9 protein-coding genes are annotated in these 13646 nt (G+C 55.0%); 3 read left to right on the top strand and 6 right to left on the bottom strand.

The window, feature by feature from the left end; all coding sequences use genetic code 11:
• Positions 1 to 19: 19 nt before the first annotated feature.
• Positions 20 to 3769 (bottom strand): S-layer homology domain-containing protein, encoded by a 3750-nt coding sequence (locus J2Z70_RS01210; protein ID WP_209868578.1) that lies wholly within the window; start codon positions 3767 to 3769, stop codon positions 20 to 22.
• A 70-nt stretch (positions 3770 to 3839) separates the two neighbouring features.
• On the bottom strand, positions 3840 to 4661 hold the full coding sequence (locus J2Z70_RS01215) for a hypothetical protein (RefSeq protein WP_209868580.1): 822 nt from the start codon (positions 4659 to 4661) through the stop codon (positions 3840 to 3842).
• Between the two features lie 330 nt (positions 4662 to 4991).
• Between J2Z70_RS01215 and J2Z70_RS01220 the strand changes: the two genes are divergently transcribed.
• Positions 4992 to 6362 (top strand): dicarboxylate/amino acid:cation symporter, encoded by a 1371-nt coding sequence (locus J2Z70_RS01220; protein ID WP_209868582.1) that lies wholly within the window; start codon positions 4992 to 4994, stop codon positions 6360 to 6362.
• Between the two features lie 100 nt (positions 6363 to 6462).
• On the opposite strand, the gene J2Z70_RS01225 is transcribed toward J2Z70_RS01220, so the two are convergent.
• From J2Z70_RS01225 to J2Z70_RS01240, 4 genes are read right to left on the bottom strand one after another with little or no spacing between them, the layout of a single operon-like run.
• Positions 6463 to 7458 carry a Gfo/Idh/MocA family protein gene (locus J2Z70_RS01225; protein ID WP_209868583.1) on the bottom strand — a complete coding sequence of 332 codons (996 nt, stop codon included), beginning with the start codon at positions 7456 to 7458 and terminating at the stop codon, positions 6463 to 6465.
• Between the two features lie 14 nt (positions 7459 to 7472).
• A complete protein-coding gene (locus tag J2Z70_RS01230; RefSeq protein WP_209868585.1) occupies positions 7473 to 8426 on the bottom strand; it encodes a 1,4-dihydroxy-2-naphthoate polyprenyltransferase in 954 nt (317 codons plus the stop codon).
• Between the two features lie 32 nt (positions 8427 to 8458).
• Positions 8459 to 9232 carry a DUF6081 family protein gene (locus J2Z70_RS01235; protein WP_245367895.1) on the bottom strand — a complete coding sequence of 258 codons (774 nt, stop codon included), beginning with the start codon at positions 9230 to 9232 and terminating at the stop codon, positions 8459 to 8461.
• A gap of 48 nt (positions 9233 to 9280) precedes the next feature.
• Positions 9281 to 10201 carry a prenyltransferase gene (locus J2Z70_RS01240; protein WP_342592972.1) on the bottom strand — a complete coding sequence of 307 codons (921 nt, stop codon included), beginning with the start codon at positions 10199 to 10201 and terminating at the stop codon, positions 9281 to 9283.
• 171 nt (positions 10202 to 10372) lie between these two features.
• On the opposite strand from J2Z70_RS01240, the gene J2Z70_RS01245 reads away from it, so the two are divergent.
• Both J2Z70_RS01245 and J2Z70_RS01250 read left to right on the top strand, forming a co-directional pair.
• Positions 10373 to 12742 (top strand): bifunctional diguanylate cyclase/phosphodiesterase, encoded by a 2370-nt coding sequence (locus tag J2Z70_RS01245; protein WP_209868587.1) that lies wholly within the window; start codon positions 10373 to 10375, stop codon positions 12740 to 12742.
• A 122-nt stretch (positions 12743 to 12864) separates the two neighbouring features.
• Positions 12865 to 13488: an acetate uptake transporter gene (locus tag J2Z70_RS01250; protein WP_036692138.1), complete on the top strand. Its 624-nt coding sequence runs from the start codon at positions 12865 to 12867 to the stop codon at positions 13486 to 13488.
• Positions 13489 to 13646 lie beyond the last annotated feature (158 nt).

A 13646-nucleotide genomic window follows, 5' to 3' on the forward strand; every position in this document is an offset into this window, starting at 1 on the left:
ATGCTACTGAGGAACGGTGCTATTGCGCCAGCAGATTATATATGACCCGGGCCGCCTCTGCTCTCGTGGACAGTGCAAGCGGCTGTAATCTGCCGTTGTCACCCTGGATCACTCCGCGTTCCGCAAGAGCCTGCAGGGCTTCTTGGGCATATCCGGCAATCTGTGGGGTATCGCTGTAAGCGGAAAGCGCTGCGCCTGTCGACTTCCCGGGAAGCTCTCCCAGCGTATTCAATGCGCGATACAGCAAGGTGAACAGCTCCTGCCGTGTAATCTGCTTATCCGGCTTGAACTGGTTATCCCCGGAGCCGGAGGCAATCTCCAGCTTCTTGGCAGCGGCCAGATAAGGGGTGTAATAGGCAGCTCCCGCATCGGTAAAGTTCGCTGCTCCTTCACTCTCCGGCGCTATTCCATACGCCTTGAGCAGCAGAACAATGAATTGGCCTCTGGTTACAGCAGCATTTGGGCTGTAGTTGTTGTCATCTGTACCGGAGGTTATTCCTCTGGCTGCCAGGAAGCTCACTGCGTTGTTATACCAGGCACTCTCCGGCACATCGGCAAAGCTCACTTTGTTATACCCGATAATGTACTGGGAGAAGTGAGGGGTAACGAAATTCACACTGGCTGCCGCCTGGCTATACCCGCCGCGAATCGTTTCCAGGCTGCCGGATTCCGTAATATAGTAGATAACCAAGGCATCGGCATCTTCAGCTTCCTTCAGAGTATACGGCACACTGATGCGGGCTTTACCGCCGCCGAACGACTTGATCTCACTCTCGCCTGCAGTCAGGGACAGATCATAGACCGGCCGGTTGCCGAGCACAGCCTGCCCCTCCTCGTTCAGCGAGACCCTGGCGATCCGGATATGGATATCTCCACCGTCTGCTGCGCCGCTGATGCTGGCTACGGACCGGGCATCGAGTGTAATGGTCCCCACATTCAGATAGCTCACTTTAATTTCAGCCTTCGTCCCCGAGGCCAAGGCATTGAAAGCACTTCTTGGCAAAATCAGCTCTGCGGTCTGCGTATCGCTCTTAGTCTCCACCTTAATCTCCAGGACGGCCTTCTTACCGGTGGCTTCGGCCTTTGTGAGACTCTCCACAAGCCTGGACAGCGTATCCGCTGTAAGGGACGCCGTAGTTACTCCGGTAGTATCATCAGTGGTGGCCGAAGCCGTTGCCAATACCGTCACCGTTGCCCCCACTGTTGTCGTAACAGGCTCGCTGCTGACAGGCGTGGCCGGTGTTGAGCCTGGTGCAGACCCTGGCGTTGTAGTGCCAGGGGAAGCCGGGGGATTGCCGCCGGAAGCTGGTACATACTCAGGCACAATGACGCTGGCTGCCGCCCCCGCCTTATAGCCTTCTTTGGCTGAATATCTGACCTCATACGTACCCGGAATCAGACCGGTGATCTCCGGGCCTGTTGCATACACGTAACTCGTAGCCGTAGACAGCTTATATTCCTGCGCTGCCGTGGTACCGGTAATCCGGCCGTCCTTATTCGCTGCCGATGTTGGAGCAATCCCGGCCAGTCCTGTTGGGGCTGCCTGCTCAGCCGTATAAGCCGGCACGGTTACATCCGCAGCGCGCCCCGCCTTATAGCCTTCTTTGGCTGCAAATCTTACATTGTATACACCTGGCACGAGTCCGGTAATCTCACCATCCGTCGCATAGACATAATCGGTGACTGTGGAGAGCTTGAACTCTAGTAGCGAGGTGGTGCCTGTGATCCGTCCATCCTTATTCTCGGGAGTGGTCGGTGCAATGCCTGCCAGTCCGGTCGGCGCCGCCTGCTCCCCGTAGGCAGGAACCTCAACCTCCGTTGCCGGGCTGGCGCTATAGCCCTCTCTGGCAGGGTATCTCACCAGATAGATCCCCGGGGTCAGTCCGGTGATCAACGAGCCTTCTACCTTAACGTATTCAGTGCCTTCAGCCAGCTTATATTCCTGTCCGGCCAACGTCCCTGTGATTTGCCCGTCAATATTCTCCTCTGTAGTAGGAGCTACCCCCGTCAGTCCGGAAGGTGCCGCCTGGGACTCAATATATTCCGGTACCACTACCTTCACTGGAGCTCCTGCCGGGTAAGAGATGGCTACTGCACCGCCATTGGATGTAATCGGCCCCTGATACCCCGGCTTGGAGGCGTAGCGGACAGTGTAGGTTCCCGGAGCGAGTCCGGTAATGGCATCGCCTGTTACAGGGGTGTATGCAGTTTCCCCCTCTCTTGTGTACTCCAATGCTCTGTTTGCTGTGCCTGCAATCTGCCCGTCAGTACCTCCCGCCGTAACAGGAGCTATTCCTGTCAATCCCACCGGCACGCTCTCCAGTCGCGAATACAAAGCCGACAAGGCCGTTACGGTATTGGAAAATCTGACGCCGGCCGGATACACGCCAGGATATCTGGTATCGACATAACCCGGCTGAATGTTCGTCCAGGAGTACATCAGCTCCACATGCCCCAGGATCGGAGCGCTGTTCCCGGCTTCATCCTTATTATTCTTGCTGTAAGTGAACAGATACGGAACCTGAAGCCGGTCGCCGCTAACCTTAACGCCGCTCGCATCGATATAGCTAATGACGGAAGGCTTCGCCGCCGTATTGTTCTCTGTCTTGATGTTGGTCAGATAGGTGTTGACCAGATCTACATACAGGTTCGCATAGGGATGTCCTGTTAGCCGGATCTGAAGCTCTTCATTGCCGTGCGGATTGGCCGGATAGGTACCACCGCTGTTATTATCCGGTTCGGCAACAGTCACCCCGGCATCCAGCTTGGTATCGAAGAAGTAAATTTTGTCCACCTGATATCTTTTGGCATACTCGTTAATGTATTTGATGACCGCTTGCGTATTCGGGCACCAGGACCCGCCGAACAGAATCGCAAAATTCCCGTCACTGGCCAAAATCTGCTTGAGCTGATGATAGGTTACATGCTCATAGACAAGGCTGCCGTCCCCTTCGGTGAAGATTGCCGGCTTGCCCGGATTCTCCCCCAGATAGTTGTTATTGAAGGCCGCCTTAATATAAGCTGACTCATCAATTGTGTTAAAGGAAGGCACTGACCGGAATACAGGCTCCAGAAGGGCTTTGTAGTCCGCAACCTTAACCGGGTCCAGCGTTCCTCCCGTCTGGAAATCACTCCAGGACCTGCTCTCATTCAGATAGGATACGATCGGAGCACTGTTGCCCTGGCTGTCTTTATGATCCTTGTTGTAGACGAACAGAAAAGGCGCTTCAAGCTTATTCGCAGTAATTACGGCTCCCGCTTTGTTTATGTAGCTGACATTGTGCTCGGGAATGCTTTTGTCGTACAAGGCAAGATTCTTCAAGTACTTATTGACCAGATCCACGTATTTATATGCATACTTATTATTTATGTCAGAAATATCCAGGTTATCGCCATCCAGCTTCGTATCAAAATTATAAATGGTGGATACACCGTACGCCTTGGCAGCCTCATTAATAAAGCCTATCTCCGCCTGAGTATGCTCGCTCCACGCTCCGCCCACCAGCACCGCGTAATTTCCTTCGCTCTCAAACAGATGGACGATGTCCTCATACGTCGCTGTCTTGAACACATGATTCTCGTCCTTCAAATTTCCGTAGACATTGTTGAAATAGTTATAATGGCTTACGCCGCCCTTAGAAGCTGCTTGAACTACGGCCTCCGTTTCCGGCACGGCCCGGTCTGCTGTTGCCTGGTGAACCGGGAGAACAAATAGAGAGGCTGCCAGCAGCAGCGGAACAATTTTTTTCAGCTTAATCAGTTTTGTCATTATGTGCACCTCGACTCGGATTGGGGTATGGTCTGTAACGGCCAGCGGACTTCAGAAGCAGGCTTGCCCGTCATGGGCAAACCTCTTCTGTGGCTGCCGGAGCCGGAGCAGCCTCCGCAGGGGCAGCTTCTGCCGGTGCAGGCGCAGGAGCGCTTACCGGTTGCTGCGGTGCAGAATTAGCTGTGTTAGCCGAAGGAGCAGGGGCTGCAGTAGCTTTGGCTTTGACCACCTCGGTTGTGGAGAATGTAACCGCCTTGGCTGGAGCCTGTGTCGCAGCAGGGGCCTGTGTTACAGCAGGGGCCTGTGTTACAGCAGGCGCTGCAGCAACCACCGGCTGTTGCGTGGCGGTAACAGCAGCCGGAGCGGCCGTAGGAACCGCTGCAACGGCTGCTTTAGGAGCAGGGGTGCTAATTACAGGAGCTGCTGTTGGAACGGCTGCTTGCGGCTTGGCGCCGGCACCCTGCACTTGAGCGGCTTGAACGACAGCGGCGGGGGTAGCCTTCGGCTGAGCCGCCGTCTTGTTCAATGCTGCGGCATCCTTCGGCTCTGCTGAAGCTGCGGCGGCTGGAGCCGCCACGGCAGGGGCTGCGCTGGCCTTAGTCTGCACGGCAGCAACCACAGCCGGTACTGCTGATGCCTCAGGCTGGACTGCTGCGGTCTGAGCCGCCTCAGCCGGAGGTGCTTCAGTCTGCACCGCTACAGCGGAAGAGCTCTCTGCAGGCTGGGCCTTCTGCACGGGTGCTACCGGTGGCTGGCTTGCCGCTGCGGCAGCGGCGGCCTTCTCCTGAACCGGCTCAGCCTCCGCTGTTTTTTTAGTGGCGGATACTGCGGCAAAGGTCAGTGCCGAGAAGACTACCGCTGCGGTAATAACGGATACCGTAAGCTTTTTCATAGATGAATCATTCCTTTCACTTCGCCCTTGGCTGATAGTTGGCATTGCCGATTACAGGACAACAGAACGCAAAAAGAGATTCAACAGCACGCATGGTTATGCGCTCCTGTTGAATCTCTGGCGGTCCAGTCGATCCCGAAATGGCTTGCAGATAAGTTCCATATTATTCATCCTGACATCCCTTGTCAATCACAAATTTATTTATCACATGTGTTTTATCGGAATTGATTTTAATTAACATATTTATACATTGACATTCATAAAATTACCATATACATTTAACCCCATAATTCCGACCAAAAAACTTTTATTAGGAGGCTTTAGAGCAGCATGAATAATATCGACAACAATCTATTAACAGCCATCGAGACGAACTGGCATGGCTTCGTGGTTTCTATTATCGTATTCGGTATCCTGTTCTTCATGGCCCGCAAGAGAATCGGCTTCGGCACCCGTGTTCTGGCAGGGCTGGGCATCGGACTGATTGCGGGAATATTTTTTCAATATTTTACGTTGGAGACTAAGGCCATCAGCACCTTCGGCAGCATCTATGTCAGTCTGATCCGTATGCTTGTTGTGCCGCTGGTGTTCATTCTGGTGCTGAACAGCATCTCCTCCTTAACTAACCTGGAATACCTGCGCAAAATCGGAATCAAGACCTTCGCCTGGTTCCTCGGCACCACCGGAATCGCCTCCATCATCGGCCTGTCCGTGGCTCTGCTGTTCAACCCGGGCAAAGGTATCCAGCAGACCGTTCCCGAGGACTTCACCGCCCGTGAAATTCCCACCTTCTCACAGGTGATCCTGGACCTTGTCCCTTCCAACCCGGTGAATGAAGCCGCTACCGGCAAGGTTGTGCCTCTGCTGATTTTTGCCATCTTCCTGGCAGTGGCCATTATTAAGGTCGGCTCCAAAAAGCCGGAGGCTGTGAAGCCTGTCCGCGATCTTATTGAATCCTTGACGACAGTGCTGCACCAGGTTGTAAAATTCGTCATCCGCCTGACGCCTTACGGCGTATTCGCATTGATTGCCGGAATTACGGCACGCTACGGCTGGGATACCCTCCAGGAGCTAGGCAGTGTCATCCTAACCTCTTATGCCGCACTGATCCTGCACTTTGTCCTGATCTTCGGCGGACTGGTGCTGCTCGTTGCCAAGGTGAACCCTCTCCGCTTCTTCCGCAAAATTTATCCGATGCTGACCGTGGCCTTCACCACCAGAAGCAGCTACGCCACCTTGCCGATCAATCTGGAGGTCATCACGAAACGGCTGCATGTCTCCCCGCGTATTGCCAGCTTCGTGGCTCCGCTCGGCGCGTCCGTCAACTTCAATGGCTGCGGCGGCGTATGGCCGGCCATTGTGGCTGTGTTCACCGCTCAGGTCTACGGGATTCAGCTTACCGGAACCGACTATATCACGCTGGTGCTGGTCAGCATTATCTCCTCTATTGGGGTAGCGGGAGTGCCTGGACCGGCTGTAATCTCCACCACCGTTGTATTGACCGCGCTAGGCTTGCCGCTTGAGGGTATAGCCATCGTTGCCGGGGTGGAAGCTCTTATCGACATGGGCCGCACCGCTGTGAATGCTACCGGGACTACCGTTACAGCTCTGCTGGTGGCGAATTCAGAGGGCGAATTCGACCGCGAAGCCTTCAACCGTGGGGATAAAGAGGATGATGAGCTCCTCCTGAACCCAATCTAAGCAAGCTCCCTCTATAAAAGCATAAGGACGCCAAAAAGCAGCGATTCCTCCATAACCGGAAGAATCGCTGCTTGGCGTTATTAACAGATGGAACAAATGATTACGTCATGCTGATCCGCTCACGCTTCCGGGCTGATGTAAGGCAGCTCTCGATCAGCCTCATATTCAGCACCGGGTCCTCTTCCGCAATCCAGGGCTTGCCCGTGAAGACCGCCGTGGCGAAATGGTCGGCCTGCTGGACGTAAGGGTTGGCTCCAAAGGCCTCGACACGCCGGGGCTCTCCGCCCCCGTACACGAAGAACTCCGCATCATCGAATCTCGCATTGAACGGCATCGGAATCTCGATCCGCCCCTGCGTACCGAGCACCTCCAGGAGCTGGCGGTTGTACGCCCACATCCCGCAGTCGAAGATCAGGCTCTTCCCGCCGGGAAACTCCACCAGCCCGGAGGCCATCATATCTACATTATCATGCTCCTGAGAGAACAGCGCGTGCACGGTTACCGCCTCCGGCTCTGTACCGAACAGCAGCCGCGCGGCCGTGAGCGGATAGCAGCCGACATCGTAGAGCGATCCGCCTCCCCAGGCAGCGTTGAAGCGGATGTTGGAGGTATCCGTAGCATCGTTGTAGGTGAACGTGCCGCGGATGGTACGTACCGCGCCGATCTCGCCGCTGGCGATAATCACCTGCAGCTCATTGATGCGCGGATGATGACGGTACATATAAGCCTCCGCCAGGTGAACGCCCGCCTTCCGGCAGGCCTCTACCATCTCGGCTGCTTCACGGCTGTTCAGCGCAATCGGCTTCTCGCATAGGATATGCTTACCCGCTTCAGCCGCGCGGATCACCCATTCACAGTGGAGATGATTAGGAAGCGGAATATAGACAGCGTCTACCTCCGGGTCCGCCAGCAGCTCCTCATAGCTGCCGTATGCCTGCTCAATGCCGAATTCGGCGGCTACGCTGCTGCTCTTCGTGAGTCCGCGGCTGGCCACCGCCCGGATCACCCCGGTCTCAGACTCCTGGATAGCCGGCATTACCGAACCTGTAGCGATCTGCGCACAGCCCATAATTCCCCAGCGAAGCTTCTCTGCCATAGTTATCACCTTCCTTATCTTAGTGTGACCCATATAACAGCTATACCCAGCACAAGGATTCTTGCCGCACTCATCAGCACGAAATTCTTCACCGCCAGAATGAAGGTTGTGCCTTTATGCTGCTCCTGATAGAAGCGTGCAATATTGCGGCGCAGCGGAATCAGGGTCAGCAGGAGCAGCAGGACCAGGACCGGATGGACCCCGAGCAGCACCAGCACAATCAGATCGGCAAAAGACACATAATAGAGCAGCTTCCACAGCAGCAGCGCATTCTCCCGTCCGATGTACACCGGCAGCGTGTATCTGCGGTTCTCGATATCATCCTCGATATCGCAGATATTGTTCGCCAGCATAATTCCCGCAATGCCCAGAATGGCCGGGACGGAGAACCAGAACAGATACAGCACCTCAAGGAAATTGATATGCAGGCTGATCCATTCGCCCTTCAGCAGCAGAGTGACCACCGCCTGATCCGAATGAATATAGGCCGAGATGAAAATAATGACGAACCCCATGAACAGCCCGGAGAACAGCTCGCCGAGCGGCATCCGCGAGATGGGGATCGGTCCGAAGGAGTACAGGATGCCGATCAGGAAGGAGAGTCCCCCGAGCAGGAATACCAGCAGTCCGGTCTGGAATACCAGAGCAATGCCCCCGCCTGCCGCCAGAACAAGGAGAATGACGATCAGCGCCACCACCGTAGACTCCTTCAGCTTGAAGCGGACAATCGGATTATGGGTCTCATACCCGTAGCCATGGGTTTTGGCGGCCTTTTTGAAATCATAGTAATTGTTGATCGCTGTTGTCGCCATATCAAAGCTTAAGAGGGACACCAGCATCAGCACGAAGCGCAGGATATAGAAGTCCTCGAACCGGTACAGGGCATACAGCGTTCCCAGCAGCAGCGGGAGCATACTGGCCACCTTCGTCGGCAGCTCGACAAACTTGAAGAAAGTTCTTATATTCACGGCCATTCATCCTTATCAGTCATATGAGCACGTTACTGTGCAGTGGTTGTAATGGTAACCGGCGACCATTCAGCGATAACCGTCTGTCCGTGCGCCGACACGCTGCCTTCCGGGGTCAGGTCCTTCTCCGTCATAATGCCCAGCGCGATGGTGAAGCTGTTAAATTTCACGGGCACATTGCGCTCGCGCCGAACCTCATTCCCATTCACATAGAAGACAGCCTCATTGTTGCCCCTGTGGTAGGTGATGGTGTACGTGTTGAATTCGCGCGGCTTGAAGTCCGTATCCTCCTTGAAAATACAGAAGTATTTGGTCCCTCCCGTCTCGGGTACGGTTACCCCGGGGAACGGAAGGATGCCGTACACACTGGCGTATTTGTCGTTGCCGGCGAAGAAATCAAGCGCAGCGCCTGTGGTGAAGTCCAGCAGATTCAGCGACACATAGCCGTCATACAGATCCCCTGGTGCAGTGCCCTGTGTGCGGGCGCGGATCTGGAGCTCGAAGCGGATTTCGCCTTCCTCCGGAATCTCTACCGGCTGAGCCGAATAGTACATATGCTTGGCATTATCCAGAATCTGCACCTGATCATGACGGCGGCTCAGCTGAGCCCGCACGTACAGATACTCATTACGTACAATCACCACCGCTTCCGGCTCACGATACGCCCAGAACGAGCCGTCCGGCAGCTTAAAGCCGCCCGTTTGCCAGACCTTCCCTTCCTCCAGAATGGTATGGAAATCCCCGATCACCGTTTGCTTGCCCTGTGTTGCAGGCATGCCTTCGTTCGCTGGCAGATGCTTGTCCATGAATTCTCCCGCTTTCTGTAGTGTAGTAGCCTATCCTTTTCTTATATTTTAAAATAGCCCCTGGATCAGCAGCGCTGCCGTCATGACCGCCCCGCAGCGTACCGATGCGCGCTGTGAGGCACCCATAAGCGGCAGATAAGCTTCAGAAGGATTCTCCGGCCGGAGGCTGCGGTAGATCCGTATCGGGGCAATGGCTGTAAGCAGAGCGAGCAGCGCGTATATCGGCAAGATATGAAGCAGTACACATACAATCAGCGAAGCATAGGAGATGTAGAGCAGTACCTGCGAGAAAATCAGCGCTCTGCGCTCCCCCCATACCACGACCAGTGTGCGTTTGCCGGCCTGCCGGTCGGCTCTCCAGTGCAGAAAGTGATGATTGAACAGCAGCAGGGTTGTGAGCAGGCCGCCCGGCAACGACAGCAGCACCGGCTTCAGGCTGAACGCTCCGGTCTGAACGAAGTATGCGCCAAGCACCGGCATTAATCCAAAGGCCAGGAAGATGGCTAGCTCGCTGTAGCCCTTGCCCCGGTATCCGAACCGCAGCGGCGGCGCCACATAGAAGTAAGCGATCAGCGCCCCTCCGGCTACAAACCACAGAATCTCCCAGCCGATGTACAAGCTGAGCAGCAGTCCGCAGCCAGCCGCAACAGCCAGCAGCCCCCAGGTCAGCAGGGCAAACAGGGACTCACGCATAACGCCCCCCGACAGGAACCCGGAGTTCGTGGAGATAGCACCAGGAGTATGCTGCGCCTCTGTATCGGTTCCGTTGCGGAAATCCCACAGGTCATTCACCATATTGGAGAATAAATGCGCTGCAGCCGCTCCAATGAACGTTATTACAAATAAAAACGGATGGAATACTCCCTGCCATACATAGGCCCCGGCTGTTCCCAGGACAACCGGTATGAGCATAACGGGGATTACTCCAAACCGTGAGGCTTTCTTAAATAGGGTCCACTTCTCCAGCATGCCAAGAAAAATCTCCTTTTATTATTATTTGATAATTATTATCATTAAATTATTATACATCAAAATTCGACACTTCGGGCAGATTTACGCTGCAAAATATTCCCTAATCGTGGTACACTATAACCGATGGTACTTATTTCCTATTAAATCTTAAATAATGAAGGGGATCAGATGAAACTCCGCAAAAAAATAATCATCTTCATTAGTTTTGTCGCTATCCTCGGCATTGGCGCCACCTATCTGATGCTTCATGTGATTCTGCTGAACCGCTTCGAGAAGCTGGACGAGGCAGAGCTGAAGCGCAACCTGAGCAAGGCTACCGCAGCTTATCATCAAGAGTTGGACAACCTGAGAACGGGACTCCTTGATGTTGCTGTCCGGGATGAAACCTACCGCTTCATAGAGAACGCAGCGGCTACCGGCTCTGCGGACTCCAGCAGTACGGCTGCCGCCTTCATCCGCAGCAGCCTTGAACCGGCTGCTTATCCAATGAATCATTTCGATATGATTGCCCTGCTTGATCTGGATGGACAACCGCTGTACGGCGGCTCCTACGACCTTCCGGCAGGAATAGTCACCCCGCTAACTGAGGAGCAACTGACGTTAATCAAGCTGATCCGAAGCCGTCTGCCTGTGCCGGGATCTCCCGGCAAGAGCCGGAGCGGCTTCGTTAATCTGGATAAAGGGACTATGCTAATTACCCTTACGCCTATTCTTAACAGCAGCAAGAACAAGCCGGTCATTGGAACGGCCATTGCCGGACGGATGCTGCACCAGGATGGAATCGCACAGATCTGGGAGGATACCCTGTCCACAATGGAGATGTCGCGCCTCACTACCCCGCTGCTTGCGGACAGCGGAGGGGAGCGCGTCTGGACCAGCCCCGCCCGGGGCGGGCAGATGTCCATCCACACCATACTGGACGACCTGTTCGAAGATCCCGGGATGGTCCTCACCCTGAAGGAGCCGCGCCAGTTCTACAACAGCGGGCTCAAGTCGCTCTCCACCTTCCGTATGTTCTATTTCATCTCCATTCTGCTAATGCTGGGTGCCAGCCTCCTCTTCGTGAACCGGTTCATTCTGAGAAGGATGTCCACTCTGGTACGCAACATCCGAATGATCGGCAGCAGCAAGGATCTCTCCATCCGGATTCCCAGCTCCGGCAAGGATGAATTCAGTGAAGTGGAGGTTGAATTCAACCGGATGATTGATTCACTGGAGCAGACCCAGGATGAGCTGCGGCAGCAATCGATGCTGGACCCGCTGACCCGTCTGCCCAACCGCTCGCTGTTTTTCGACAAATTGAATGAAGCGATTGCCGCCGTCAAGGGAAGTGACCGGCAGATCGTGCTGGTCTTCATTGATCTGGATCATTTCAAGACGGTGAACGATACCCTCGGCCATGACTTCGGAGATGCCATCCTGAAGGAGACCGCCTTCCGCATCACGCAGGTTGTCGGCAAGCATGATGTCGTCTCCCGGCTCGGCGGGGATGAATTCACCATTCTGCTCTATGATGTGCCTGATGAAGGCAGCATTGCCCGGCAGCTCTCAAGGATTCAGGAAGCCCTCTCCATGCCGCACCGGATCAAGGGGCATCTTCTATATAATACCGCCAGCATCGGCATCAGTATTTATCCGCAGAACGGGGAAGACGCCGATTATCTGGTCAAGCAGGCAGACCTGGCCATGTTCCATGTCAAGGAGACCGGCCGCAATAACATTTTCCAGTATTCAGAGGATCTGGAAGCAGGCATCCGGCGCAAAAAGGTACTGGCCCAGCAGCTCCTCTCCGCTGCCGCCGGGAACGAGTTCGAGCTGCACTATCAGCCGATTCTTGGCGCGGGACATTTACGGGTATCCAAGGTGGAGGCCCTGCTGCGCTGGCACAGCCCAGCCTATGGCCCCGTCTCCCCGGCCGAATTCATCCCGCTGGCAGAGAGCAGCGGCTCCATTGTTGGCATCGGCAGTTGGGTGCTGCGCCAGGTCTGCTCTGATATGCGCGATTTCCGCAGCCGGGGCCTTGAGCTCACCGCCGCAGTGAATATCTCCGCGCTGCAGCTCATGCAGCCGGGCCTGCTGGAGTTGCTCTTAGAGCTGCTCGATGAATATGAGCTGCCCGCTTCCAGCCTGGAGCTGGAGATCACGGAGAGCGTGCTCGTCTCCGGGGACGGCATCTTCCTGTCGCTGCAGCAGCTTCGGGCCCACGGGTTCCGGATCTCGCTGGATGATTTTGGCACCGGATTCTCCTCCCTCAGCTATCTGCGCCGCTTCCCGGTGGATGTGATCAAGATTGACCGCTCCTTCATCTCCGAGATGTCACGGGAGGCCCAGGGCGATGTGCTCGTCAAGGCGATTATCGAGCTGAGCCATAATCTGGGGCTGCGCGTAGTCTCGGAAGGCATTGAGCATAGAGAGCAATTCGATATGCTGCGGGAGCTGGGCAGCGACGAGCTTCAGGGCTACTATATCAGCAGGCCGCTTCAGGCCCAGGCACTGTATTCTTTTCTGGAGCAGGGTAATTATTACACCGGCCGTTAAGAGACTTCTTTTATAGGCAAGCTACTGGCGATATGATATGATAGGCAGGCTGATAACAGCACCCGACTTAGGGTGCTGTTATCCTATGCGAACACTTATGAAAATTGGAGGCTTTCATTGTTATGTCAGCGCAACCGCACACCGCACAGTCCGTCAAAATCGTTACCGCCGACCCCAGCGCCATCGGCTTATTCGGACTAGCCATCGTTACCCTGGTCGCTTCTTCACAAAAGCTCGAAATTACAACAGGTCTCAGCTACTGTATTCCATGGGCCATCTTCCTTGGAGCCTTCGCCCAGCTATTCGCATCCATCCAGGATGCCAAGCACAACAACACCTTCGGCATGACTGCCTTTGGCGCCTATGCGTTCTTCTGGTTCGGCATGGGGGCAAGCTGGCTGATCAAGCTCGGTGTGTTCGGTGCAGTGCTGGCAGAGGGCGTTGACCCCAAGCAGCTGGGATTTGTTTTTGCAGGATATCTTGTGTTCACCCTCTTCATGACGCTCGGCGCCGTTGAGGCAAACCGTGTACTGCTGATTATCTTCATCCTGATCGACTTCCTGTTCCTCGGACTCTCGATGGATGCCTTCGGCGTCGCTGCGGAATTCTTCCACAAGCTGGCTGCCGTATCGGAAATGGCTATCGGTATCGTATCGCTCTACGGCTGCGGCGCATCTGTGCTCAACGCCCACTTCGGACGTACCTTCCTGCCGATTGGTGCCCCGCTGGGCATCTTCAAAAAATAGCACCGGCTTCCAGCCGGGCAGGGCCATGCGCTTCTCTCCAAAGACTCGGATAAATGCTTACTGCCCTTTTATGCAGATGGTGTTTATCCGTTTTTGGATTCAGGCGGGTTTTGTTAGGAATTCCCTTGCGCAAACACGATAATAATGACATGCTATAG

The organism is Paenibacillus silagei (assembly GCF_017874735.1).
Lineage (GTDB): Bacteria > Bacillota > Bacilli > Paenibacillales > Paenibacillaceae > Paenibacillus_AQ > Paenibacillus_AQ silagei.

What these genes read in the sequence shown, in the direction of transcription:
- J2Z70_RS01240 (WP_342592972.1), bottom strand. Translation starts at nt 10,201, where the DNA reads ATGCTGGAGAAGTGGACCCTATTTAAGAAAGCCTCACGGTTTGGAGTA.
- J2Z70_RS01235 (WP_245367895.1), bottom strand. Translation starts at nt 9,232, where the DNA reads ATGGACAAGCATCTGCCAGCGAACGAAGGCATGCCTGCAACACAGGGC.
- J2Z70_RS01220 (WP_209868582.1), top strand. Translation starts at nt 4,992, where the DNA reads ATGAATAATATCGACAACAATCTATTAACAGCCATCGAGACGAACTGG.
- J2Z70_RS01210 (WP_209868578.1), bottom strand. Translation starts at nt 3,769, where the DNA reads ATGACAAAACTGATTAAGCTGAAAAAAATTGTTCCGCTGCTGCTGGCA.
- J2Z70_RS01245 (WP_209868587.1), top strand. Translation starts at nt 10,373, where the DNA reads ATGAAACTCCGCAAAAAAATAATCATCTTCATTAGTTTTGTCGCTATC.
- J2Z70_RS01225 (WP_209868583.1), bottom strand. Translation starts at nt 7,458, where the DNA reads ATGGCAGAGAAGCTTCGCTGGGGAATTATGGGCTGTGCGCAGATCGCT.
- J2Z70_RS01215 (WP_209868580.1), bottom strand. Translation starts at nt 4,661, where the DNA reads ATGAAAAAGCTTACGGTATCCGTTATTACCGCAGCGGTAGTCTTCTCG.
- J2Z70_RS01250 (WP_036692138.1), top strand. Translation starts at nt 12,865, where the DNA reads ATGTCAGCGCAACCGCACACCGCACAGTCCGTCAAAATCGTTACCGCC.